Origin of the sequence: Pseudomonas fluorescens (assembly GCF_902497625.1) — a bacterium.
Lineage (GTDB): Bacteria > Pseudomonadota > Gammaproteobacteria > Pseudomonadales > Pseudomonadaceae > Aquipseudomonas > Aquipseudomonas fluorescens_BQ.
This window is the reverse complement of the sequence record NZ_CABVGX010000007.1, coordinates 139,378-162,622: the sequence shown is the minus strand read 5'-3', so window position 1 is coordinate 162,622 and position 23,245 is coordinate 139,378. Positions and strand designations below refer to the sequence as shown.

The 23,245-nt window shown below is 58.7% G+C and carries 27 protein-coding genes and 2 pseudogenes; 15 read left to right on the top strand and 14 right to left on the bottom strand.

The window, feature by feature from the left end:
• Positions 1-30: 30 nt before the first annotated feature.
• The 4 genes from F8N12_RS06845 to F8N12_RS06830 all read left to right on the top strand — a co-directional run bounded on the left by F8N12_RS06845 (position 31) and on the right by F8N12_RS06830 (position 1,700).
• Complete coding sequence (locus F8N12_RS06845; RefSeq protein WP_150579776.1) at positions 31-648, top strand: TPM domain-containing protein; 618 nt, start codon at positions 31-33, stop codon at positions 646-648.
• 131 nt (positions 649-779) lie between these two features.
• Positions 780-1,079 (top strand): helix-turn-helix transcriptional regulator, encoded by a 300-nt coding sequence (locus F8N12_RS06840; RefSeq protein WP_150579775.1) that lies wholly within the window; start codon positions 780-782, stop codon positions 1,077-1,079.
• A complete protein-coding gene (locus F8N12_RS06835; RefSeq protein WP_150579774.1) occupies positions 1,066-1,422 on the top strand; it encodes a putative holin in 357 nt (118 codons plus the stop codon). The genes F8N12_RS06840 and F8N12_RS06835 overlap by 14 nt, the downstream gene beginning before the upstream one ends.
• Entirely contained in the window at positions 1,365-1,700 is a 336-nt protein-coding gene (locus F8N12_RS06830) for a phage holin family protein (RefSeq protein WP_318189648.1), read from the top strand. Before F8N12_RS06835 ends, F8N12_RS06830 begins: the two co-directional genes overlap by 58 nt.
• Before the next feature lie 22 nt (positions 1,701-1,722).
• On the opposite strand, the gene F8N12_RS06825 is transcribed toward F8N12_RS06830, so the two are convergent.
• Positions 1,723-2,148, bottom strand: coding sequence for a helix-turn-helix domain-containing protein (locus F8N12_RS06825; protein ID WP_150579772.1), 426 nt, complete (start codon positions 2,146-2,148; stop codon positions 1,723-1,725).
• Between the two features lie 296 nt (positions 2,149-2,444).
• Here F8N12_RS06825 and F8N12_RS06820 point away from each other — a divergent pair, with 296 nt between their 5' ends.
• From F8N12_RS06820 to F8N12_RS06810, 3 genes are all read left to right on the top strand, one after another.
• A complete protein-coding gene (locus F8N12_RS06820) occupies positions 2,445-2,723 on the top strand; it encodes an ogr/Delta-like zinc finger family protein (protein WP_150579771.1) in 279 nt (92 codons plus the stop codon).
• Between the two features lies 1 nt (position 2,724).
• A complete protein-coding gene (locus tag F8N12_RS06815; RefSeq protein WP_150579770.1) occupies positions 2,725-3,087 on the top strand; it encodes a hypothetical protein in 363 nt (120 codons plus the stop codon).
• A 129-nt stretch (positions 3,088-3,216) separates the two neighbouring features.
• Positions 3,217-4,440 carry a class I SAM-dependent methyltransferase gene (locus F8N12_RS06810; protein ID WP_150579769.1) on the top strand — a complete coding sequence of 408 codons (1,224 nt, stop codon included), beginning with the start codon at positions 3,217-3,219 and terminating at the stop codon, positions 4,438-4,440.
• 57 nt (positions 4,441-4,497) lie between these two features.
• Here the strand turns inward: F8N12_RS06810 and F8N12_RS06805 are convergent, their stop codons facing one another.
• The 3 genes and pseudogenes from F8N12_RS06805 to F8N12_RS28195 form a co-directional block, all read right to left on the bottom strand.
• Complete coding sequence (locus F8N12_RS06805; RefSeq protein WP_224787672.1) at positions 4,498-5,223, bottom strand: 4'-phosphopantetheinyl transferase family protein; 726 nt, start codon at positions 5,221-5,223, stop codon at positions 4,498-4,500.
• Between the two features lie 106 nt (positions 5,224-5,329).
• A pseudogene (locus tag F8N12_RS28200) lies at positions 5,330-5,467 on the bottom strand (dienelactone hydrolase family protein); the annotation flags it as partial.
• Positions 5,448-5,597: pseudogene (locus F8N12_RS28195) on the bottom strand (dienelactone hydrolase family protein); the annotation flags it as partial. The pseudogenes F8N12_RS28195 and F8N12_RS28200, both read right to left, overlap by 20 nt.
• 146 nt (positions 5,598-5,743) lie before the next feature.
• Here F8N12_RS28195 and F8N12_RS06795 point away from each other — a divergent pair.
• From F8N12_RS06795 to F8N12_RS06785, 3 genes are all read left to right on the top strand, one after another.
• Complete coding sequence (locus F8N12_RS06795) at positions 5,744-6,346, top strand: hypothetical protein (RefSeq protein WP_150579779.1); 603 nt, start codon at positions 5,744-5,746, stop codon at positions 6,344-6,346.
• Positions 6,347-6,460: 114 nt separating this feature from the next.
• Complete coding sequence (locus F8N12_RS06790) at positions 6,461-7,138, top strand: response regulator (protein WP_150579767.1); 678 nt, start codon at positions 6,461-6,463, stop codon at positions 7,136-7,138.
• Positions 7,135-8,481 (top strand): ATP-binding protein, encoded by a 1,347-nt coding sequence (locus F8N12_RS06785; protein WP_150579766.1) that lies wholly within the window; start codon positions 7,135-7,137, stop codon positions 8,479-8,481. Before F8N12_RS06790 ends, F8N12_RS06785 begins: the two co-directional genes overlap by 4 nt.
• A gap of 169 nt (positions 8,482-8,650) precedes the next feature.
• Here F8N12_RS06785 and F8N12_RS06780 read toward each other — a convergent pair whose 3' ends face one another.
• Positions 8,651-9,649 carry an AraC family transcriptional regulator gene (locus F8N12_RS06780; RefSeq protein ID WP_150579765.1) on the bottom strand — a complete coding sequence of 333 codons (999 nt, stop codon included), beginning with the start codon at positions 9,647-9,649 and terminating at the stop codon, positions 8,651-8,653.
• Between the two features lie 337 nt (positions 9,650-9,986).
• Between F8N12_RS06780 and F8N12_RS06775 the strand changes: the two genes are divergently transcribed.
• A complete protein-coding gene (locus F8N12_RS06775) occupies positions 9,987-11,321 on the top strand; it encodes a dicarboxylate/amino acid:cation symporter (RefSeq protein ID WP_150579764.1) in 1,335 nt (444 codons plus the stop codon).
• Between the two features lie 144 nt (positions 11,322-11,465).
• On the top strand, positions 11,466-12,647 hold the full coding sequence (locus F8N12_RS06770) for a CaiB/BaiF CoA transferase family protein (RefSeq protein WP_150579763.1): 1,182 nt from the start codon (positions 11,466-11,468) through the stop codon (positions 12,645-12,647).
• A 111-nt stretch (positions 12,648-12,758) separates the two neighbouring features.
• Here F8N12_RS06770 and F8N12_RS06765 read toward each other — a convergent pair whose 3' ends face one another.
• Both F8N12_RS06765 and F8N12_RS06760 read right to left on the bottom strand, forming a co-directional pair.
• Complete coding sequence (locus F8N12_RS06765) at positions 12,759-13,253, bottom strand: SprT family zinc-dependent metalloprotease (protein ID WP_028624467.1); 495 nt, start codon at positions 13,251-13,253, stop codon at positions 12,759-12,761.
• A 141-nt stretch (positions 13,254-13,394) separates the two neighbouring features.
• On the bottom strand, positions 13,395-13,997 hold the full coding sequence (locus F8N12_RS06760) for a Yip1 family protein (RefSeq protein ID WP_028624466.1): 603 nt from the start codon (positions 13,995-13,997) through the stop codon (positions 13,395-13,397).
• A 543-nt stretch (positions 13,998-14,540) separates the two neighbouring features.
• On the opposite strand from F8N12_RS06760, the gene ttcA reads away from it, so the two are divergent.
• Both ttcA and F8N12_RS06750 read left to right on the top strand, forming a co-directional pair.
• Positions 14,541-15,365, top strand: coding sequence for a tRNA 2-thiocytidine(32) synthetase TtcA (gene ttcA, locus F8N12_RS06755; RefSeq protein WP_150579762.1), 825 nt, complete (start codon positions 14,541-14,543; stop codon positions 15,363-15,365).
• Positions 15,366-15,541: 176 nt separating this feature from the next.
• Complete coding sequence (locus F8N12_RS06750) at positions 15,542-16,216, top strand: DNA-3-methyladenine glycosylase I (protein WP_150579761.1); 675 nt, start codon at positions 15,542-15,544, stop codon at positions 16,214-16,216.
• A gap of 171 nt (positions 16,217-16,387) precedes the next feature.
• Here F8N12_RS06750 and F8N12_RS06745 read toward each other — a convergent pair whose 3' ends face one another.
• From F8N12_RS06745 to arsC, 3 genes are read right to left on the bottom strand one after another with little or no spacing between them, the layout of a single operon-like run.
• The gene (locus F8N12_RS06745) at positions 16,388-16,813 is read right to left on the bottom strand and encodes a DUF2069 domain-containing protein (protein ID WP_150579760.1); all 426 of its coding nucleotides are present in this window, start codon (positions 16,811-16,813) and stop codon (positions 16,388-16,390) included.
• A 1-nt stretch (position 16,814) separates the two neighbouring features.
• The gene (gene wrbA / locus F8N12_RS06740; RefSeq protein ID WP_150579759.1) at positions 16,815-17,411 is read right to left on the bottom strand and encodes an NAD(P)H:quinone oxidoreductase; all 597 of its coding nucleotides are present in this window, start codon (positions 17,409-17,411) and stop codon (positions 16,815-16,817) included.
• Complete coding sequence (gene arsC / locus F8N12_RS06735; RefSeq protein ID WP_150579758.1) at positions 17,408-17,761, bottom strand: arsenate reductase (glutaredoxin); 354 nt, start codon at positions 17,759-17,761, stop codon at positions 17,408-17,410. Before arsC ends, wrbA begins: the two co-directional genes overlap by 4 nt.
• A 114-nt stretch (positions 17,762-17,875) precedes the next feature.
• Here arsC and F8N12_RS06730 point away from each other — a divergent pair, with 114 nt between their 5' ends.
• A complete protein-coding gene (locus tag F8N12_RS06730; RefSeq protein ID WP_150579757.1) occupies positions 17,876-18,343 on the top strand; it encodes a TlpA disulfide reductase family protein in 468 nt (155 codons plus the stop codon).
• A 154-nt stretch (positions 18,344-18,497) separates the two neighbouring features.
• Here F8N12_RS06730 and F8N12_RS06725 read toward each other — a convergent pair whose 3' ends face one another.
• The 4 genes from F8N12_RS06725 to F8N12_RS06710 all read right to left on the bottom strand — a co-directional run bounded on the left by F8N12_RS06725 (position 18,498) and on the right by F8N12_RS06710 (position 23,178).
• Complete coding sequence (locus tag F8N12_RS06725) at positions 18,498-18,902, bottom strand: META domain-containing protein (protein WP_150579756.1); 405 nt, start codon at positions 18,900-18,902, stop codon at positions 18,498-18,500.
• Complete coding sequence (locus tag F8N12_RS06720) at positions 18,902-19,336, bottom strand: hypothetical protein (RefSeq protein ID WP_150579755.1); 435 nt, start codon at positions 19,334-19,336, stop codon at positions 18,902-18,904. The genes F8N12_RS06725 and F8N12_RS06720 overlap by 1 nt, the downstream gene beginning before the upstream one ends.
• Before the next feature lie 77 nt (positions 19,337-19,413).
• On the bottom strand, positions 19,414-20,406 hold the full coding sequence (locus F8N12_RS06715) for a 2-hydroxyacid dehydrogenase (RefSeq protein ID WP_150579754.1): 993 nt from the start codon (positions 20,404-20,406) through the stop codon (positions 19,414-19,416).
• A 21-nt stretch (positions 20,407-20,427) separates the two neighbouring features.
• Entirely contained in the window at positions 20,428-23,178 is a 2,751-nt protein-coding gene (locus tag F8N12_RS06710; RefSeq protein ID WP_150579753.1) for a response regulator, read from the bottom strand.
• Positions 23,179-23,245: the final 67 nt, after the last annotated feature.

The following is a 23,245-nucleotide window of genomic DNA, read 5'->3' as shown; positions in this document are numbered from 1 at the left end:
GATCACAACATTGAACAGGCAACCGTAATCATGGCTTTATTGACTGAACAGGAACAGCGCACGGTCGCCGAGGCGATCGCCCGGGTCGAGCGCGACACCGACGCCGAACTGGTGACCGTGCTTGCAGCGCGCGCCGATGACTACGCTTATATCCCGCTGCTGTGGGCCAGCCTGCTGGCGCTGGTGGTGCCGGGTGTCGTGCATTACCTCAGTGGCTGGATGACGCTGCATAGCCTGCTGCTGGTGCAGTGGGGCACGTTTGTCGTGTTGTGCCTGCTGTTTAAAATCCCCAAGGTCACGACTCACCTGATCCCGCGTTCGGTGCGTCACTGGCGCGCGTCTAACCTGGCGCGGCGACAGTTTCTGGAGCAGAACCTGCATCACACCGTGGGCGGCACCGGCATCCTGATTTTCGTCTCCGAGGCCGAGCGTTATGTGGAAATCCTGGTGGATCAGGGGATTTCCACTCGGCTGGAAAACGCGCATTGGGACGCAATCGTCGCGGCATTTACCCAGCGAGTGAAGCAGGGTCAGACTCTCCAGGGGTTCGTGACGTGCGTGGAGGCGTGTGGTGAGTTGCTGAAACTGCACATACCGGTGACGCACGTCAGGAATGAATTGCCCAATCGTTTGGTGGTACTGCGCTGAGTAGTCGGCGCTCGGTGTAACACTCTTCGCTACAAATCCCGCTCGTTGATTGAGTACGGGCTTGTCTCCAACATCTCTTTCCATTAACGAGCGCCCGGGATCGGGCGTTCTGGCCTGGAGGGAGTTCTGTCATGTCAAAGCATCAAACGCTCAATCCTTCTGGTGGTGCTCCGCGCGATGGCGAAGCGTGTGTGCCCGCCCAATTGACTGCCAAAGAGACGCAAACCTTGCTGTGGTGCTCGAAAGGGAAAACCTCCTGGGAGATCGCACGAATTCAAAGTTGCTCCGAGTCCACCGTCAACTTCCACTTCTCCAATATCCGCCGCAAATTTGCCGTCAACTCACGCAGTGCCGCCTTGCTCAAGGCCATCGAACTGGGCGTCATTAAAGTCGGCGGTAACACTGAGGGGGGGCACCATGAGCATGACTGACTCGGTCTCGAACAACATCGGTGGGCTTTTGTTGGGGCTGGGGATCGGCACGCTGCCTGCGATTGATGGCGAAGCGTTGTTCGGGGCGGCACTCGGTGCCTGGTTGGTGACCACCACGCGCGCCAATTTCAAGGCATGGCAACGGATGGGCTCGTTGCTGCTGTCAGCAGGTGTCGGCTATTTATTTACGCCCGTCGCGTTGCCCATGGCACCTTTTCTGACTGAGGGCGTGACGGCGTTTCTCTGCGCGCTGATTGTCATCCCGATCAGCATAAAGCTGATGCAATGGATCGATGGCGCCGGGATCGGCGACATTATCCGGCATCTGAGGGGAAGAAGGTGATGGCAACGGCAATGTCGACGCTTATTTTAATAACGGGCTTTTCACATTTGCTGAGCGCGTTCAGGTTGGCCTGTTATCAGCGTAACGAACAGCGACCCAGCTGGCGAAGCGGACTCATTACCAGTTTATGCGGAAGCCTGTTTTGTCTTGCGGGCATAGACGTTCTTCTTGGAGATGTGCCAGTCAGTCCATGGCACGCAGGCGTGAGTGTCCTGGCCTGCGCACTGATATTCCGCAGCGGCGGGAACCTGAAGGTGCTTTGGTATGTAATGAAGTAAGGAAACACGCTGCTGTTTTGGTTTACATGTCATTACCACGCTGGAGTGCAGAGAGTGCAGAAGACATTGCGGCCAATTTGAGTTCCAGATCCCGCAGTCGCCGTTTTTCTTCCAGTGCGCATTGGATGGCGCAACGGTCGTCGTGATCGAGCAACCGCCACAGGGCAAGGATCGTGTTCTCCTGCGGCGTAGTTTCCGGGTTGTTTTCGGCAAGATCACCCGCAGCGGGTCGTAACATCGGTCCTACCCCGAGTAGCAGCCAGTCGAGGGAGATACCGCGGCTATGAGCGAAATCTACGCATAATGAGTATGGTGTGCTGTCACGGCCTTTCCAGCTGCTGAGCGTCTGAGGACTGATCTTCAGTGCTAAAGACAAAGATGCGTCAGTTTTTGTGCCTGTCGCCAGTTTAAGGCGAGCCAGAACGGCTTGTGATTTTTTGCTACGCAATTTGAGCCTCTTCCTTTTGACACATGCTTTTTGAGTAACTAACGTATGCGAAATGAGTTTCTCTTGTCTTGAAGTAATAAAACTTCAACTATGGATCAGAAGAATACGATGACGAAACTTCCTAATAGTATCAGGGCAATTTCCTACAAGGTTGGTGTGCACTCATTCCGCGACTGCCGATTCAATTCCGTATATCCGGCAGACGTTATTCGCATGACCGGACCGGGCGATCAGTGCTTCAAGCAATATTCGTTTGATCAAGTTGATTACGACCATATGACCACTGGGAGTCAAGCATGAGTACCTACAAAATGGTGTGCCCGCACTGCCTCAACCGGATGCGTATTCGGACCAGTGAGGGCCGACATATTTTTTTGCGGGTGGCGTATTTGCAATGTACGTCGGAAGCCTGCGGATGGTCGGTTCGGGCCGAGTTCGAAATGACCCACGAACTGTCGCCCAGCGGAATGCCCAACCCGGCGGTGCGTTTACCGTTCGCCGGACCTGATCTGCGAAGTGCCGCCCGGCCTGTTGCGCTCAGCACTTCATCGACAGACACGCCACCGGAGCTTTGATATGACTGCAGGGGATGAATACTTCGAAATAAACGAGGATCTGCTGAATATTGCTCAAGCTTTCCTGGCTCGCCATGAAACCGACGCGATGCTGGACGATCAGATCCTGTTTTGCCGTGCGGTTAAGCATCTGCGAGATGTGGATGTGCCGCTGCATCTGGCTGAAAAGCTGGTCAGCCATGCCTATGGCATTCTCAAGTCCAGCCATGACCGACGGCGTCTGGACATAACCGCCAGTTCGGAAACGATCGCGGTAGTCACCGATCCAGCCAATGGCCTGACCTGGGCTGTGCCAGTAGGGTTGATTGTCAAGTACATCATCAATTCACCGAATAACCGCAAGCTGCGGCTGGTCGAAAGTTGACGCCGATGAGGAATGACCAGGCCACGGGCGCGGGAATCAGGAGTGTTGGAAATAACGCTGTGCCCTAACGTCCCTATCTCCCTTAAAATGACGGCCATTCCTGACTCGCACCGCTCGAGGCCGCTAACCATGTCCATCCCCGTAAACCCCGTAAACCCCGCCAGCCTCGCGCCGGACCATCACGCTCAATTCATCAAGTTGCTGAAATCAAGCCTGGAACAAAATGAGTTCATCAAGCTGGTGCTAGCCAAATATGTCGGCACAGAGCCCGACCTGCAGCGGTTGATAATCAAGCAAACGACGGTAAAGGATCAGGCTTGCCTAACCTTCGTCTACCGCTACAAGACCCGCGACATCACTAAAAATTTCCCGATGGATGAAGGTGTGGCAACCATCGCGGCGCTGCTGCCGACAACGTTCAAGAATGCGCATTTGCTGGGATTGACCGATGAAGCCCAGCTCGAATACAGCAAAAAGGCCAAGGCCTCTCTATTCAAGAGCAAGCCACAGCAATTGCGTGAAGTGCCGTCGGCCGAGCACAACCGCGAAAAAAACCGCTTCCTCGACCTCGGCCGGCCGTTCCTGGCCGACCTCGGCGTGACCAACAGCAAGCACGAGCTTATCCCGGCGATGTCCCGCAAATGGAAGCAGATCAACAAGTTTATCGAGGTCTTCAGCCACGCCCTGACCACCTCGCCGCTAGCGCTGGACAAACCTGTGCGGGTCGCGGATTTCGGCTCGGGCAAGGGCTACTTGACGTTCGCGATTCACGACTACTTGCGTAACACGCTCAACGCCGAAGCAGAAGTTACCGGCGTCGAATTGCGTGAGGACATGGTCACATTGTGCAACGCCGCTGCCACGAAACTCGATCACCCGGGGCTGGTGTTCAAATGCGGTGATGTGCGCAGCGTCGCGCCGAGCGAGCTGGACGTGATGATTGCATTGCATGCGTGCGATATCGCCACCGACTACGCTATTCATACCGGTATTCGCTCCGGCGCGTCGATCATCATGTGCTCGCCGTGCTGCCACAAACAGATCCGCCTGCAAATCCAGAGCCCGGCGCTGCTCAAGCCGATGCTGCAGTACGGTCTGCATCTGGGCCAGCAGGCAGAAATGGTCACTGACAGTTTGCGTGCCTTGTTTCTCGAGGCCTGCGGTTACGAAACAAAAGTGTTTGAGTTCATCTCGCTGGACCACACCAACAAAAACAAAATGATTCTCGCGGTGAAACGCGCCGAGCCCGTAGACCCCGCGCAATTGCTGGTGAAAATCCAGGAACTGAAGGATTTCTATCACATCAGCGAACACTGCCTCGAAACCCTGTTACGCGCCGACGGCTACCTCTGACCGTATCGTCAAAGCTTGCTCGCGACGAACGATAACGCGGTTCACCTGCTACACACCTCAGGCCTTGATACTAACCAGGCTCAACAGCTGCCCATCCATCACGGCGAATTGCGCATTCAGTTCAGTACCCTTGCGCCATTCGCTGGACAGGTCAGTGAGCAGCCGCAGTCGAACTTCGCCGTGCTCGGTCCATTCCAGCACCTCCGCATGTTCGAAATAGAAGCGCTGCCGAACGATCGGATAAAGTGCCTTGAACAGACTTTCCTTCACCGAAAACGTCAGGGTCACCCGCAGCGCCACCTGATCCTGCGGGCCCGCAGCCATGCGTTGCAATTCCGCCGGGGTAAGGATTTCACCGGCCAGACGTTCCGCCCGCTCCGGTTCGAGCAAATTTTCCAGGTCCATCCCCAAACCGCGCCAATCACGTTTGCGCGCGACGATTGCTGCGGCGCGGCCATTGCTGTGGGTGATGGAGCCGCTGATATGCGCGGGCCAGACCGGGGCGCGGTCTTCACCGATGGTGGGGGTGAAGTCGAGCGCATCCAGCGCCAGCAACGCCGCCCGGGCGCACACACGCCCGGCGAGAAACTCGGCCTGACGCTTGGCGACCGAACGCTGGATGCTCGCCGGCGGCTCGATGGCGCTGCGCTGGAAATCATCACGGGCGAGTTGTGACGTATCGAAATGGGTACTCAGCAGCACCGTATCGGCCAGCGCAAAGGGCAGCGGCCAACGAGCATCCAGCGGGGTGCAACAGATAGGGAGGGCAGGGGCGGGATTCATGACGGGCATTTTGCCGGGTTGTCTTCGAACTGGGTAGCCCTGGCGTCAGACCGCAGCACGGCTGTTTGCGGGACTGCTCACGAGGGCCGCGCCTCGCGCGACCCGATCAACCAGAAATCTTCTTGAAAAACCTTTGCATGTCCGCCCACGATTTTTCATCTGCCACCTTGCTGTAACCAATGTCAGTCCCGCCATGATCACCATGGCCCAGGCGATCTGCATCAGGGTTGCTGAAGCCTGATCGCGTCGTCGTAGGCGTAGTAACCGATCAGCTGGGTGCCGTCGGCGCTCTGATAGGGGATTTCTCCGGTTTTGATGGCCGCCTGAGTCAGCCCGCTCACGGCTATCAGGAATAAAGCGAGATACATGCGCATGCTCGAAGCACCGGATCAAAAGTCATTTGTTCAGCCTGGTCGATTCTCTTCAGCTCAGGTTCAGCGGGCATTCAGGGCCGGTTCAGGACGGTTTGATTACTCTTTCCTCGCCACACAATAACCAAGAAATCTCGAGGAGTATTCCCATGACTGGATTCAAGAAACTGCTGTTGGCGTTCAGCTTGCTCGGCGCGAGCACAGCGACCCTGGCCGCCGATGTTAATTTTGCCAGCCTGTCGTTTGGGCAAACCAGCGACAAAATCAAAAAGTCTCACGCCCTCAACGATAACCTCAATCACCCAAATGCCGACGGCGTGATTGGAAAGGACAACACCTGGGGTGTGCGTCTGGGGCAGCAAAACAGCCAAGGCCGCTACTACGCAACTTACGATAACGTTTCGGGTTCGCACAACGGTATCAAACTGCGCCAGGAAAATCTGCTGGGCAGCTACGATCTATTCTTCCCGGTTGGCGCCGGCACAAAGCTGTTTGGCGGGGCGACGGCGGGCCTGACTAAAATGACCCAGGAAGCATCGGGCTTCAGCCGCGACAAGGATATCGGCTACGCCATCGGCGGCCAGGCGGGGGTTTTGCAACAGGTTTCGCGAAACACTTCGGTTGAACTGGGTTACCGTTACCTGCGAAGCAATGCCAGTACTGAAATGAGCGTACACAACGGCAGCAAGAAAGGCTCTTTGAGTCTGAACAGCAGCGCTCAGACTTATCTGGCTGCCAACTACGCTTTCTGAAAAGCGCCACGCGGCAGCGAGATGCCGGATCAACCCGCGAGGATGATCCGGCGTCTTTCTGCCAGCCGCCAACATCTGCAGGCGCCTTGATATTGAGCGGCCTGGGGGAGTGTTATGAAATTGCTGGTCGTTGAAGATGAAGCGCTGCTGCGCCATCACCTGCAAACCCGTCTGACGGACAGCGGCCACGTGGTGGAGTCCGTGGCTAATGCAGAGGAAGCGCTGTACCAGGCCGAGCAATACAACCATGACCTGGCAGTGATTGACCTCGGTTTGCCAGGCATGGGCGGGCTCGACCTGATTCGCCAGTTGCGCGCGCGTGGCAAGAGCTTCCCGATTCTGATCCTCACGGCGCGCGGCAACTGGCAGGACAAGGTCGAAGGCCTGGCCGCCGGTGCGGACGATTACGTGGTCAAGCCGTTCCAGTTCGAAGAACTCGAGGCGCGCCTCAATGCCTTGCTGCGACGCTCCTGCGGTTTTACCCAGTCGACCATCGTCGCCGGGCCGCTGTTGCTGGACCTTAACCGCAAGCAGGCCTCACTCGAAGACCAGCCGCTGGCACTGACCGCCTATGAATACCGCATCCTTGAATATCTGATGCGACACCACCAGCAAGTGGTGGCCAAGGACCGCCTGATGGAGCAGCTCTATCCGGACGATGACGAGCGCGATCCGAACGTGATCGAAGTGCTCGTCGGCCGATTACGCCGCAAGCTGGAAGGGACCTCGGGTTTCAAACCGATCGACACCATCCGCGGCCTCGGCTACCTGTTCACCGAGCGTTGCACTTGATTCGTTCGCTTCGCGTGCGCCTGATGCTTGCTGCCACGTTACTGGCGGTGTTGTTCATGCTCGCATTGCTGCCAGCTATGCAAGGCGCGTTCAGCCTGGCGCTGCGCGATTCAATCGAGCAGCGCCTGGCTTCGGACGTCACCACGCTGATTTCCGCCGCACGCGTGGAAGACAATAATTTGCAGATGCCCGCACAGCTGCCCGATGAGCGCTTTAACCTCAGTGCGGGTCGTTTGCTCGGTTACATCTATGACCGTGCAGGGCGTCTGGTCTGGCGTTCGAACGGTACTCGCCAAGCGCCTCTCAACTACACGCCGCGTTATGACGGGCACGGTACCGAGTTCTCCAGAATCCGCGAAGCCAATGGCGAGGAATTTTTCGTCTATGACGTCGAAGTCAAATTGCTGGGTGGCAAAAGTGCGGCCTACAGCATCGTTACCCTGCAACCGGTGCACGAGTATGAAGTCACGCTCGAAGGTCTGCGTGAAAATCTCTACCTGGGTTTTGGTGCCGCGTTGCTGGTGCTGCTTGCGTTGTTATGGATCGGCCTGACCTGGGGTTTGAAGGCGTTGCGCCGTCTCAGTCAGGAACTGGATGAAATCGAAAGCGGCGAGCGCCAAAGTCTCACCGAACAGCATCCCCGCGAACTGCTGCGCCTGACCGGCTCGCTCAATCGCCTGCTGCATGGCGAGCGCCAGCAGCGCAGTCGTTACCGCGACTCTCTCGACGATCTCGCGCACAGCCTGAAAACGCCGCTGGCGGTATTGCAAGGTGTCAGTGAAGACATGGCCAAGCGTGCGCAGGAGCGCGATCAAGCCTGGTTGCTGCAAACCCAGATCGAGCGCATGAGTCAGCAGATCGGTTATCAACTGCAACGGGCCAGCCTGCGCAAAAGCGGCCTGGTGCGCCATCAGGTGCGCTTGCGCCCGGTGCTGCAAAGTCTGTGCGACACGCTGGACAAGGTTTACCGCGACAAGCGTGTACAGGCGAGTTTTGATCTGCCCGAGCCCTGTCATCTGCCGGTCGAGCAGGGGGCCTTGCTGGAAATGCTGGGTAACCTTCTGGAGAACGCCTATCGCCTGTGCCTTGGCAAAGTGCGCATCAGCGTGCGGGAAACGGCCGGGGACATTGAGCTGTGCGTGGAGGATGACGGCCCGGGTGTGCCACCGGACGAGCGCGCGCGAATTCTGCAAAGAGGTGAACGGCTGGACCGCCAGCATCCGGGGCAGGGGATCGGGTTAGCCGTGGTCAAGGACATTATCGAGAGTTACAACGCCTGTTTGACGCTGGGGGATTCAACGCTGGGCGGGGCGGCCTTCCGGATTCATTTTCCGCTGGGTTGACCGCGACCGTTGCAGGAGCCGACTTGCTGGCAATGGCGTTCGTGACAACACCATCGCCAGCAAACCGGCTCCTGCAGGGCATATCACTTGTGAACAACAGTCGAATCCAGTGGGAGCAGGGCTTGTCCGCGATGAGGCCGGTAGGTCCACTCACCATCAGCGTAGAGCATCATTTTTCCTGCGCGCGGTAGGCCCCTGGCGTCAAACCAGTCCACTTCTTGAACGCCCGGTGAAACGCCGAAGGCTCGGAAAACCCCAGCTGCTCGGCAATCTGCTGCAATGACAGATCTGCACGGCCCAAGTGATAAATCGCAATGTCGCGGCGCAACTGATCCTTCAACTCCTGAAAACTGCAACCTTCGTCACGCAAATGCCGGCGCAAGGTTTGTGGGCTGATGTGCAGGTGCGCGGCCACCGTTTCCAGGTCCGGCCAGGGTGAACTGTCGCGACTGAGCAAACGACGCAGCTGGCTGCTGAGGCTGTCGCCGTCATCCGGGCGCGAGAGCAAGTCGGCGGGAGAGCGCTCGAGAAAATGTTTGAGCGTGCGTTCGTCCTGCAGCAACGGCATGGCCAGGTAACGACTGTGGAACATCAAGCTGCTCTGTGCCGCAGAGAACGTCAGCGCACAGGGAAACAGCAAATCATACTCGGCGCCGTGCGCAGGTTTCGGATAGCTGAAGGTGGCCTGTTCCAGCCTGATGCGCTGGCCGATCAGCCAGCTGCCGAGGCGATGCCATACCATCAGTTGGCTTTCAGTGAGGAAGTGGTCCGGGTCACGAAATTGCGAGTCGTCCAGGCTCAGGCGGATCATATCGTGTTCGCGGGTCAGGGCCAGGCCAGGACCGTTCGCAAACAGGCTGTAGAACAGCAGGCCACGCCGGAGGGCTTTGTCCAGATTGCGACAGTGGATCAGCGCGTGACACATCATCGCGAAAGTGCCGGGCTTGCTCGGCAGCGTGGCAAGTCCCAGGTACTCGTCGTCCAGCGCCTGCCACAGGTTCTGAATCAGCCGGGTGAACTGCTCCGGTGCAATACGCGCACGGGGCTCGTCGAGCAATTCGGCGCTGATGCCCGCCTGCTGCAAGACTTCTGAATAGTCGTACCCGCGCAGCCGTGCTCCGCCGAGAGCGGCGCGGGCGAAATGGCTGGCGATGGTGCGTTCGCGCATGCGGGCAGGTCCGTCAATCGGGGGGTGGATGGTAGCTGCCATAACTTGCAGGCAACAAGGCGGATATCCGCCAAATTGTAGGACGAGCCCTACAGCCTTGGCGGAAACCCGCCACCGTCTCCCCATCGCCAAATCTCTTAAAAAATGCTTCAGCCCCGATGGGACAAGGCTCCCAACGCTTCTTCCGAACGTGGCACGGTGCTTGCGATACATCCTGCAGAGAATTGCCGCAGTGCAGCTCGAAAAAACAAATCCCTCCAGTGCAGGAGGGTTCGCGATTCAGGTGTTCTGGCCAACAGGTGGATGTTGTCACCGGACGCTCTTGAGGAACTTTGCAATGACGACTCGTCAGCCAATCTACAAATCTCTGTATTTCCAGGTGATCGTCGCGATCGCCATCGGCATCCTGCTCGGTCACTTCTACCCGCAAACCGGTGTGGCCCTCAAGCCGCTGGGTGACGGTTTTATCAAACTGATCAAAATGATCATCGCCCCGATCATCTTCTGCACCGTCGTCAGCGGCATCGCTGGCATGCAGAACATGAAGTCGGTCGGCAAGACTGGCGGTTACGCACTGCTCTACTTCGAAATCGTTTCGACCATCGCATTGCTGGTCGGTCTGGTGGTGGTCAACATCGTGCAGCCGGGCAACGGCATGCACATCGACGTATCGACACTGGATGCTTCCAAAGTCGCCCAGTATGTAGCGGCCGGTGCTGATCAAAGCGTGGTCGGCTTCCTGCTCAACGTCATACCGTCCACCATCGTCGGCGCCTTCGCCACAGGCGATATCCTGCAAGTGCTGATGTTCTCGGTAATCTTCGGTTTTGCGCTGCATCGCCTGGGTTCGTACGGCAAGCCGCTGCTGGATTTCATTGATCGCTTCGCCCATGTGATGTTCAACATCATCAACATGATCATGAAGCTCGCGCCAATCGGTGCCTTCGGTGCCATGGCATTCACCATCGGTGCCTACGGTGTCGGCTCGCTGGTGCAACTGGGTCAGTTGATGGCCTGCTTCTACATTACCTGCCTGCTGTTCGTCCTGGTCGTGCTCGGCGGCATCGCTCGCGCTCACGGCTTCAGCGTAATCAAAGTGATTCGCTACATCCGTGAAGAGCTGTTGATCGTGCTGGGTACTTCTTCTTCGGAATCGGTACTGCCGCGCATGCTGATCAAGATGGAGCGTCTGGGCGCGAAGAAATCCGTTGTGGGTCTGGTGATCCCGACCGGTTACTCGTTCAACCTCGACGGCACCGCCATCTATCTGACCATGGCTGCGGTGTTTATTGCGCAAGCCACTGACACGCAAATGGACCTGTCGCACCAGATCACTCTGCTGGTGGTGTTGCTCCTGTCCTCCAAGGGCGCTGCTGGCGTGACCGGTAGCGGCTTCATCGTACTGGCCGCGACCCTGTCGGCTGTTGGCCACTTGCCGGTCGCCGGTCTGGCGCTGATCCTTGGCATCGACCGCTTCATGTCCGAAGCCCGCGCTCTGACCAACCTGGTCGGTAACGCCGTTGCGACGCTGGTTGTGGCCAAGTGGGTGAAAGAACTGGACACCGACGTGATGCACGCTGAACTGGCTTCCGGCGGTCGCGGTATTGCCGAAGAGCGTGAAGAAGACGATCTGGGTGTGGCCGAAGGCCCGACTCCAGCCAGCGTCAAGTAACCCTGGCAACATTTGAAAAACCCGCTTCGGCGGGTTTTTTTCTGCCTGTGATTCGAGCGTAACGGTCAGCGACACTGATGCATAAGGTGATTGCCGCCAAGCCAATGGCTGCCTAGTCTTGAGGGATCGCACTGGAGGAAATTTATGCTCGGTCCACTGGCATCACTCAAGATTCTGGATTTCTCGACATTGCTGCCGGGGCCATTTGCCTCGTTGTTGCTGGCGGACATGGGCGCCGAGGTGTTGCGCATCGAATCGCCGACCCGTATCGACCTGGTGCGCGTGCTGCCGCCGCACGATCAGGGCGTCTCTGCCAGTCACGCCTACCTCAACCGCAACAAGCGCAGCCTGGCGCTGGACCTTAAGCAACCGCAGGCGCTGGAGGTCATCAAGCAGTTGTTGCAGGACTACGACATTGTGCTGGAGCAATTTCGCCCCGGTGTAATGGAGCGACTGGGCTTGGGCTATGAAACCTTGAAAGCGCTCAACCCGAAGCTCATCTACGTGTCGATCACCGGTTATGGTCAGACCGGTCCTTATAAGGATCGCGCCGGGCATGACATCAACTATCTGGCGCTGGCAGGACTGGCCAGTTACACCGGCCGCGCGGATAGCGGACCACTGCCCCTGGGCATGCAGGTAGCGGATGTTGCCGGTGGCTCGCTGCATGGGGTGATAGGTCTGCTCGCGGCGGTCATTGCCCGGCAGCAGACGGGCCAGGGACAGCATCTGGATGTGAGCATGACCGATTGCGCGTTCAGCCTGAACGCCATGGCTGCTGCCGGTTACCTGGCCTGCGGCGAAGAGCCGGGCCGGGAAACGCAAATACTCAACGGTGGCAGCTTTTACGATTATTACCGTTCACGGGATGGCCGCTGGTTGTCGGTGGGCAGTCTGGAGCCGCCTTTCATGAAGCAACTGTGCACGGCGTTGGGTCTGGAGGAACTGGCCTCGCTGGGCTTGTCACCGCAGCCAGAGCAACAGAGGAAGCTCAAGGATGCGTTGAAGGTCGAGTTCGAGAAACACGATTTCGATGAATTGTCTGCGCTGTTTGCCGAGCTCGATGCGTGTGTCGAACCGGTTTTGACGGTGGGCGAGGCGGTGCGCCATCCGCAGTTCAAGGCGCGAGAGCTGGTGACTGACGTGCCGCGTGGCGATGGGTCGACGCAGGCGCAATTGGCCTGTGCGCTGAAGTTTTCCGATGGTCTGCCGGCGCCGCGGCATATTGGCGCGGCGGTGGGTGAACATACGGATCAGGTGCTGGGGGAGTTGGGGTTCAGTGTCGAGCGGATTGCCGAGTTGAGGGGTGCCAAGGTCATTCTCTAGTAATCTGGATCATTCCCATGCTCCGCGGTGGGAATGCATCTGCTGACGCTTCGCGTCACAGGGGACGCGGCGCGTCCATGGCGGCAGAGCGTGGGGATGATCAGTGCGAGCTCATTCGACGCGCATTTCGCCACTGAACACCAGCGTGCTGCGACACCGTCGGCACAGATAGCGCCGCCCTTGCCGGACCAATCCATGGCGTTGTGCCGAGAACGGAAAGTCACTGTCCACGCAGGGGCATTTATAGATGTAGCGCGTCACGCTACGGCGTTTGACGTCGTAGGTGTGGCAGCGATTGGGCGGCAGTTCATACACGCCACGCATGATCAATTGCCACTCTTCACCGTGCGGCTGAATGCGGTCACCGAACAATTGGTGCGCGATCAGGTGCGCAACTTCGTGCGCCACCGTCTGCTTGAGAAAATCTTCGCTGTTATCACGGTATAACTGCGGATTGAAACGCAGCAGGTTCTCATGCAAATGTGCGACGCCGGCTTTCTGTCCGCGCAGTTTGAGGCTCACCACGGGGCGTTTGAAGGTTCGTTTGAAAAAGGATTCGGCTTGCAGGTAACACTCTTCGACGCGGGTATTGAGTTGCTCGGGCATGCTTGATGGGTCTCCAGAGGTGCCGAGTATGCCGCAACCTCAGGCACTTGCGAATCGCTCAGGCGCCGAATGGTTGAGCCGGAAACCGAAAGGCCGCCCGATGGCGGCCTGTGTTGGCAGAGCTTGATTTTTTAAAAAGCGCTAATTGGTGTAGACGGGCCCCACGCCCAGTCCCCAGACGATCACTGTAAAAGCCATGATGGCCACCAGCACCACCAGACCCACGGCCAGCACCGAACTCGAAAACAGAAAGCCCTCGTCAGATGGAATGTTCATGAAGGTCGGCAGGCCGACATACAGCAGGTAGACCGTATAGCAGATCGCCGCAGTCCCGACGATCATCCCAAGCCACATATGTGGATAGAGCGCCGCGAGACCGCCGACGAACAGTGGTGTTGCAGTGTAGGTGGCGAACGCGACGCACCGCGCCAGGCTCGGATTGGCATCATAGGTACGCGCCATCCAGTGCACGAAAGCGCCCATCACGGCGACGCCGCCGAGCATGGCCAGGTAGGACATAATCGTCATCCACAGCGCACTTTCCATGGTCAGCATCACCGGCGGCCTGTTGCCGATGACCCAGCCGACCTGCGTGGTGCCGATAAAAGCCGACACAGCGGGGATCGCCGCCAGAATCAATGTGTGGGTGAGGTACATGTGGCTGATGCTTTCCTCCTGGTCGCCACGGATTTCTTTCCATTCTTGGTCAGGGTGGGTGAAGAGCCCCACAACGTGATGGATCATGCCAGTCACTCCTCTTGTTGTTACGCCGCCCCCCAGTGGAGCGCCTACGGCCAAAGTGGCGAGTAAGGGTCAGGCCAGAATATGTATGCGACCTTATGTCGCAGTATAGGAAGGACTTGTCGGCGCATGTGCAGGGGCCTTAGAGCAAATTGCGCTGTAAAAGGCATGGCTAATCGCCGCAAGCTCTGGCAGTTCGCAATCCCTGTAGCAGCTGGCGAAGCCTGCGTCGGCTACCCCAGTGTTTTACATGAGACCTGCGTTAGCCGCAGACGCAGGCTTCGCCAGCTGCTACAGGGGATTTGGGTAGCCGGACGCAGGCTTCGCCAGCTGCTACAGGGGATTTGGGTAGCCGGACGCAGGCTTCGCCAGCTGCTACAGGGGATTTGGGTAGCGGGACGCAGGCTTCGCCAGCTGCTACAGGGGATTTGGGTAGCGGGATGCAGGCTTCGCCAGCTGCTACAGGCGCGTATCGGCAGGTACTTCGCGATAGGCAGGTTTTTGCGTAAAATGCCGGCCTGTCGTCACACCTCACGGATTCGCGTCATGGGCACTCTCACGGTCAACCAGAACAAACTGCAAAAGCGTATTCGCCGCCAGGCGGGTGAGGCGGTTGCCGATTTCAACATGATTGAAGACGGCGACAAGGTCATGGTTTGCCTGTCCGGTGGCAAGGACAGCTACACCCTGCTCGACGTGCTGCTGCATTTGCAAAAAGTCGCGCCGATCAAGTTTGAAATCGTGGCCGTGAACATGGACCAGAAGCAGCCCGGCTTTCCCGAGCACGTGCTGCCGGCCTATCTGAAAGCGCTGGGTGTCGAATACCACATTGTCGAGAAAGACACTTACTCGGTGGTCAAGGAGCTTATTCCTGAAGGAAAAACCACCTGTTCGCTGTGTTCGCGCCTGCGTCGAGGCACGTTGTACACTTTCGCCGATGAAATCGGCGCGACCAAGATGGCTCTAGGCCATCACCGTGATGACATCGTCGAAACGTTCTTCCTCAACATGTTTTTCAACGGCTCATTGAAGGCCATGCCACCGAAGTTGCGCGCCGACGATGGGCGCAATGTGGTGATTCGTCCGCTGGCCTACTGCAACGAGAAAGACATCCAGGCCTACTCGGACTTCAAGCAATTCCCGATCATCCCGTGCAACCTTTGCGGCTCCCAGGAAAACCTGCAGCGTCAGGTGGTCAAGGAAATGCTGCAGGAATGGGAACTGAAAACGCCGGGCCGCACCGAAAGTATCTTCCGCAGCCTGCAAAACGTGATTCCGTCGCAACTGGCCGACCGCAATCTGTTCGATTTCTCCCGCCTGAAAATCGACGAAACTGCGGCTTCGCGTTTTGTGAATGTCGTCAATCTGTAAACACCATTGAGTGCGCGATCTGTGGCGAGGGGGGGCTTGCCCTCGTTTGAGTGCGCAGCACTCACAAAATCTCTGGCTTATTGTCAATTGCCGGACTGCTTCGCCGCCCACGGAGGCAAGCCCCCCTCACCACAGCTCCCGGCACGTTTTTTTATTGTCAAACCTCAGGAGAGGGCATGCAAGATTACAAGTGGCTGCACGAATACTGCCTGAACCGCTTTGGTTCGGCGGCTAAACTGGAAGCCCATCTGCCCGTTCCGAAAACCCCGGCTCAACTGCGCAAGATCAGCGACGACCGCTACCTCTCGACCATGGCGCTGCGGGTTTTCCGCGCCGGGCTCAAGCACAGTCTGGTGGATTCCAAGTGGCCGTCTTTCGAAGAGGTATTCTTCAGGTTCGACCCTGAGAAAGTCGTGCTGATGAGTGCCGAGCACCTTGAGCGCCTGATGCAGGACGCGCGAATCATTCGTCACTTGGGCAAACTCAAGAGTGTGCCTCGCAATGCGCAATTCGTGCTGGACGAGGCTCATGAACGGGGCAGTTTTGGCGCCTTGATTGCCGACTGGCCAGTGACCGATATTGTCGGGTTGTGGACATATCTGAAGAAGCGCGGACATCAACTCGGCGGGTTGTCGGCACCGCGGTTTTTGCGCATGGTCGGCAAGGACACCTTTGTGCCGAGTTATGACGTAGTCGCTGCGCTGAATGCGCAGAAAATCGTCGACAAAGCGCCGACCAGTCTGCGCGATCTGGCAACGGTGCAAGGCGTGTTCAACCAGTGGCACGAAGAAAGTGGCGGGCGGCCGATGAGCCAGCTGTCGATGATGTTGGCCTACACCGTCAACCATTAAAATTATGGGCGGCTCGAAAGATCGCAGCCTGCGAGTTGTGGCGAGGGGGCTTGCCCCCGCTTGAGTGCGTAGCACTCACAAAATCCTGGGCTGATCTCTGGTTTTCGGGACCGCTTCGCCGCCCACAGGGGCGAGCCGCCTCGCCACATTCGCGCGCTGTGATCTGTTCAATCAGGCAACGGAGGGCTCACCTTCACCCGCCAGCCTGCGATTCAGCTGAAACCGCCAGCGCACATACAACAGCGCCGAACAGAACACTGCCAGGCTAGCGCCCATTTCCAGCAGGCCGAACAGCTGCCGGTTCGGGTCGAACGCCGCCAGGGCGCCTTTCATGAAATAAAGGTTCACCACAAAACACATCCACGAATGCCCGCGTGCGCTTCCGGCCAGCATGCCCGGCGCCAACACCAGCAGCGGCACCAGTTCGATCAGCAAAATCACCCAAGGCCGCGCGCCGTGCAGGTCCGCGATCAGCAGGTAATAAACGCACAACAAGCCCACCAGGCCGAGGAAACACAGCAGCGCGATCACGCGCATGGCCCGCACGCGCGGTTCAAGCCATTCGATGGAGGGAAGGATTTTCGGCTTCTTCGCCACGTCAGTTCCCCAGCTTTTGCGCAGTCTTTGCCAGCCGCATGCCTAACGCTCGGCACAGCGCCATTTCATGTTCATCCAGGCCACTTTTACCGTCAGCGCCAGCGTGGTGACTGGCGCCATACGGCGTACCGCCACCGCGGGTGTCCAGCAGCGCCGATTCGCTGTAGGGCAGGCCGGTGATCAGCATGCCGTGGTGCAGCAACGGCAACATCATTGATAGCAGTGTGGTTTCCTGACCGCCGTGCAGACTCGCGGTAGAAGTGAAAACACCTGCCGGTTTGCCGACCAGCGCGCCGGTCAGCCACAGGTTGCTGGTGCCGTCGATGAAGTATTTCAGCGGCGCTGCCATATTGCCAAAACGGGTCGGGCTGCCGAGGGCCAGGCCGGCGCAGTTTTTCAGATCATCGAGGATGGCATACAACGCACCTTCGTCGGGAATGTCCGGCGACACCGCTTCGCATTCGGCAGAGATCGGCGGCACGGTGCGCAAGCGCGCCTCAAGGCCGGCCTGCTCGACGCCGCGAGCGATTTGCCGGGCCATTTCATTGGTCGAGCCGCTGCGGCTGTAATACAGGACCAGAATGTACGGCGCAGTCACGGCAGCAACTCCAGCACGTTTTCCGGCGGACGGCCGATGACGGCTTTGTCGCCGACTTCGAGAATTGGCCGCTCCATCAGCTTCGGGTGTGCCGCGATGGCGGCGATCAGTTGCTCTTCACCGAGGCTGGCGTCGGAGAGGTTGAGGGCTTTGTATTCGTCTTCGCCCGTACGCAGCAGTTGCCGGGCGCTGATGCCGAGCTTTTTCAGCAGGCTCTGCAGTTGTTCTTCATTCAGCGGCGTTTCCAGGTAGCGCACCACGGTCGGAATCAGGCCCCGGGCTTCCAGCAGTTCGAGCGCACCGCGGGATTTCGAGCAGCGCGGATTGTGATAAAGCGTCAGATCGGTCATGTGCGGGTCGCATCTTGCGTAAGGTGGCGGCTATTCTAACCGTGCAACGCGTAATCCAGAACCTTGGGAGGCAATGGGTCGCAGCGGTTTCCTTTTTTTCACAGGGATCAGGACATGACAAGACGACTGGCAGCGGCATTGGCGATGATCGGGGCGTTAATGCTGGGGGGCTGCGGCAATGACTATGGCATCGATCAGAACGGTCAGAAGATCGCGGCCGAGCGTCTGGACAAACAGTGGCTGGTGCTCAATTACTGGGCGGAGTGGTGCGGCCCGTGCCGTACCGAGATTCCGGAATTGAACGCTCTGGCGGATCAGCTCAAGAGCAAGGACATCGGCGTCTTCGGTGTCAATTTCGACAACGTGCAGGGCGCAGAACTGAAAGAGGCCAGCGAGAAACTGGGCATCAGATTCACCGTGCTTGCGCAGGATCCGGCAGAAGTGTTCGAATTGCCACGCAGTGAGGCGTTGCCGGTGACTTACATCATCGATGACAAGGGCAAGGTGCGCGAACAGTTGATGGGTGAGCAGACGGCGGCGGGGGTGTTGGCGAAACTTGAGGCATTGCAGGCTAAAAATTAAAGGCAAAGATCGCAGCCTCGCCAAGGCTCGACAGCTTCTGCGGGGATGACACAATTATTCCCACGCTAGGCGTGGGAACTATCATCTTGACCTGACGAGCGCACCGTAGGAGCTGTCGAGCCTTGGCGAGGCTGCGATCTTTTCAGCTTGATGATCAACCCTCTTCAAGCCACCAGCGCAACGGCTTGCCTTCAGCCGGCCAGAAACGCATCTGATCGATCGGCGAAACATCCCAACGCTGAACCTTCTCCAGAGCCTGGAGGAAGCGTTGCTCCTGCTCCATCAACGCCGGCGCACACATTTTGCGGGTACTGCCGATTCTGCCGAAGCTTAACTTGTCGCCCTCCAGCGTGTACGGCGCGAACCAGTGGTTGCAGCCACCGTTGCCATAAGCCCGACCGTCTTCGCCCAGGGTGATGGTCAAATGGCTGTAATCCATCAACGGGCGTTCGCCGATCCATTCCAGAATGTAACTGCGATTTTGCTGCAACTTCACCGGTTCAGCGGCGCATCCCAGCAGGCCGGCGCTTACCATGGCGGCCAGAACAAAGCGCTTCATCAAGCAGGCTCCTGGCATTTCGGGCACAGGTGCTTGTCACCGACTGACTTCCAGCCCAACTCGGCGATGCGTGCCGTGGCGGCCGGTCTTTCAGCCTTGTTCCCCAGCTTGGCGTCCACTGCGAATTCGAAGCTCAGCTCTTTGGTGCAGCTGTCGCAATTGACCTTCCAGCTGTGGATCGCCAGCTCGCCGAACACCGGACCACTCGCCACCGCGACCCATTGACCTGGCGGATTGATCAGATGGCGGACCGTTTCGACGGTCAGTCGCATGGACAAGTCCCTGGCGCCCTTGAGGGTCACGACCAACACGTCATTGTTGCGAATCGAGCCGCCGTTACCGGTGACTTGATAACGCCCAGGCACCAGAGCGCGGCATTCAGTAAGGGTGTGTTGCGGGTTCATCAGGCTATAGCGGAAATCGTGTTCGACCATGGGTCCTCCAAATATGCGCGGCATGCTAGCACGGACATCACGCCAGCACTGCGCGGGCAAATGACCTTCGATCCGGTTCAACCAGCCTCGACCAGATTCTGCGGAGTGCCGGCCGCCCAGGCTGCAATATTCTGCAATGTTGTGCTGGCAATTGCGCCCAGCGCTTCGCGAGTCAGGAAAGCCTGGTGGGCGGTGATGATCACGTTCGGGAAGGTCAGCAGTCGCGCCAGCACGTCGTCCTGCAGCGGCAGATCGGATCGGTCCTCGAAAAACAACTGAGCCTCCTCTTCGTACACGTCCAGCCCAAGATAGCCCAGCTGTCCGTCCTTCAAGGCGTCGATCAGCGCCGGCGTGTCGACCAGCCCGCCACGACCGGTATTGATCAACATCGCGCCGGGCTGCATGTGCTGCAGGGACTGGCGATTGATCAGGTGTTTGCTCTGGTCATTGAGCGGGCAGTGCAGGCTGATGATCTGTGCCTGCGCCAACAGCTGCGGCAAGCTCAGGTATCGCGCGCCAAGCGCTTCGACCTCGGAGTTGGGATACGGGTCATAGGCCAGCAGAGTGCAGCCGAAACCGTTCATGATTTTCGCAAAGGTCGCGCCGATTTGTCCGGTGCCGACTACGCCAACCGTCTTGCCCACCAGGTCGAAACCGGTCAGCCCGTGCAGGCTGAAATCCCCATCACGGGTGCGGTTATAGGCGCGATGCAAACGCCGGTTCAACGCCAGAATCAACGCAACTGCGTGTTCGGCCACTGCGTGCGGCGAATAGGCCGGAACCCGGACGATTCCCAGACCGAGGCGCTTCGCTGTCGCCAGATCAACATGGTTGTAACCGGCTGAACGCAACGCGATCAGGCGCGTTCCGCCGGCGGCCAAATTTTCGAGTACCGGCGCGCTGAGGTCGTCATTGATGAAGGCACAGACCACCTCATGACCGTTGGCCAGCGCAACGGTGTCGAGATTCAGGCGTGCTGGCTGGAAGTGCATCTCGATCCCGGCGGGAAGCTCGGCACTGAGAAAACTGTCGCGGTCGTAGGTCTGGCTGCTGAAAAGGATGATCTGCATGCGGCTCTCCATTTACTCCGGTCAGGCATTGATCCGCGCATGTGACGCCAGACGATTGATCGCCCGGTCCAGCTCTTCCAGGGCGCTGTAAGCCCGGGGATCCTGTTGCTTGAGCAGGGTTTCGCTGCGCTGGCAGGCGGCACGCAGTTGCGGCACGCCACAATAGCGGGTGGCGCCATGCAGACGATGAACCCGCTCAATCAATGCGTTGTGGTCGTTCGTGTCGCGGGCGAAACGAATCGCCTCGCGGTCAGCCTCCAGCGAAGCGAGCAACATCGCCAGCATGTCTGCCGCCAGATCGGCTTTGCCCGCCGCCAGACGCAGACCTTCTTCGTGATCAAGCACCTGCAACTCGTTGTTGCCGGAATTGTCGCTAACGCGCTCCGGCGCTTGAACACGCAGCGCCAGCCCGGTCCACTTCAACACCACCTGCGCCAGCTGCCGTTCGCTGATCGGTTTGGTCAGGTAATCGTCCATGCCGCTTTGCAGCAATGCGCGCTTCTCGTTGGCCATGGCGTGAGCAGTCAGCGCCACGATCGGCAACGGTGTGCTGTGCCGTTCGCTTTCCCATTGGCGAATGGTTTCAGTGCTCTGGCGTCCATCCATGCCGGGCATCTGCACGTCCATCAAGACCAGGTCGAACGTTTCGATCTGCACGGCCTTTACCGCTGCATAGCCACTTTCCACTGCAAGCACTTTGGCGCCCAGGTCTTCGAGCAAGGTCTGCACCAGCAGCAGATTGGCCGGATTGTCGTCGACACACAGCACCTTCGGCGCGCGGCTGGAAACCGGCTCGCCGGGTTCGCTGCGTTGCTGGCGCGGGCTGACCAGATCCGATAAAGCCCGGCGCAATTTACGTGTGCACGCCGGTTTTGCCTGGAGTTGGCTGTGAGGGTTGGGCACGGACAGGTGGAACAGCGTCTGCTCCGTGGTCGGGCACAGCACCAGCACTTTGCAGCCCAGATGTTCCAGGTCCCAGATATGCTGATTGAGGCGCTCGGGAGGCATGTCTTTGCTGGTGATACCGAGTACCGCCAGGTCAATGCCCTGATCGGTCTGATGCGCCCCGGTCACGCCGTTGGTGAGATTTTCCAGGGTGTTGAAAGGTGTGACCAGCAACCCGCAATCTTCGAGTTGATGCTGCAGCGCCTGACGGGCCAGTTCATGGTTTTCCAGGACCGCGACCCGGCGCCCCAGCAGCGGCGCGCCAGGCAAGTCTTCGACATCGTCGCGGGCTTTCGGCAGCTTCAGGCTGATCCAGAACTCCGAGCCTTCCCCGGGTGTGCTGTCGACGCCAATCTCGCCGCCCATCTGCTCGATCAAGCGTTTGGAAATCACCAGCCCCAGACCTGTGCCACCGGGTTGCCGCGACAGCGAATTGTCGGCCTGGCTGAACGCTTGAAACAGCACGCGAACGTCCTGGCTGGACAGGCCAATGCCGGTGTCTTGAATGCTGATGCGCAATTGCACACTGTCTTCGTGTTCGTCTTCGAGCATGGCGCGGGCGACGATGGTGCCTTCGCGGGTGAACTTGATCGCGTTGCTGACCAGATTGGTCAGAATCTGTTTGAGCCGCAGCGGATCACCCACCAGCGACAGTGGCGTGTCGCGGTAAACCAGACTCACCAGCTCCAGCTGCTTGGCATGCGCCGCCGGCGCCATGATGGTCAAAGTGTCCTGGAGCAGATCGCGCAGGTTGAACGGTATTTGGTCAAGGACCAGTTTGCCGGCTTCGATTTTCGAGAAATCGAGAATCTCGTTGATGATGCCCAGCAGGCTATCGGCAGATTTTTCGATGGTGCCCAGGTAATCAAGCTGGCGCGGAGTCAGCTCGCTCTTTTGCAGCAGATGCGTAAAACCGAGAATGCCATTGAGCGGGGTACGGATTTCGTGGCTCATGTTGGCCAGGAATTCCGACTTGATCCGGCTCGCTTCCAGCGCTTCCTTGCGCGCGAGGTCGAGCTCGATGTTCTGAATCTCGATGGTTTCCAGATTCTGCCGCACGTCTTCGGTGGCTTGGTCGATGCTGTGCTGCAGTTCTTCCTGCGCGTTTTGCAGAGTGCCGGCCATGCGGTTGATGCCCGACGCCAGTTCATCCAGTTCATGACTGCCGAGCGGCGGCAAGCGGGTTTCCAGATTGCCATCCTTGAGTTGCGCCACGGCCTGTTTGATCTGGCTCAACGGCCGATTGATCGTACGACCCATGCGCAACGCCAGCAGCGCCGCACCGGCCAGCCCCGCACCGATCAGCAGCAGGCTGGCGAAAAGGCTACGATACCCGCGCAGCAGCATGCCGTTATGCGAGAGTTCAATTTCCACCCAACCCAGTAATCGCTCGGCTTCATCGGGAATCACGTCACCGGCCAGATTACGGTGCTTTCCGAATACTGGCAGCAGATAACGTGTCGCATCCTTGCCACTGCGCCGCAACAATTGCGAGCCATCGCCGGCGGGTGCCGGATTGAGCATGGTCGGGCCGGCGTGAGCCAGCGGCGTGCGGTCCGCAGCGAGCAACGTGACTGCGCGCACATCCTGGGTCTCCAGCGATTGGGTGGCGACGCGTTCAAGCATTGCGATGTTTTTGTGGCTCAGGGCGGGCGCCACCAGCGGCGCCAGTTGTTCGGCGATCATTTCGCCGCGCTGCATGAGCTGGCTCTGCAGATCCGTCAACTGCGTCCAGGTGAAATAGCCTCCCAGCACCAACGCCATCAGGCTCGTTGGCAGCAAGGTCAGCAACAGCACGCGGCCTTTGATTCCCAGTTTCTTCAGCACGCCGTTCTCCTGCATCCAGCCCGTTATGAATCTGCGCGTGCATCCGGCACCCGCCACTCGCGCAGTG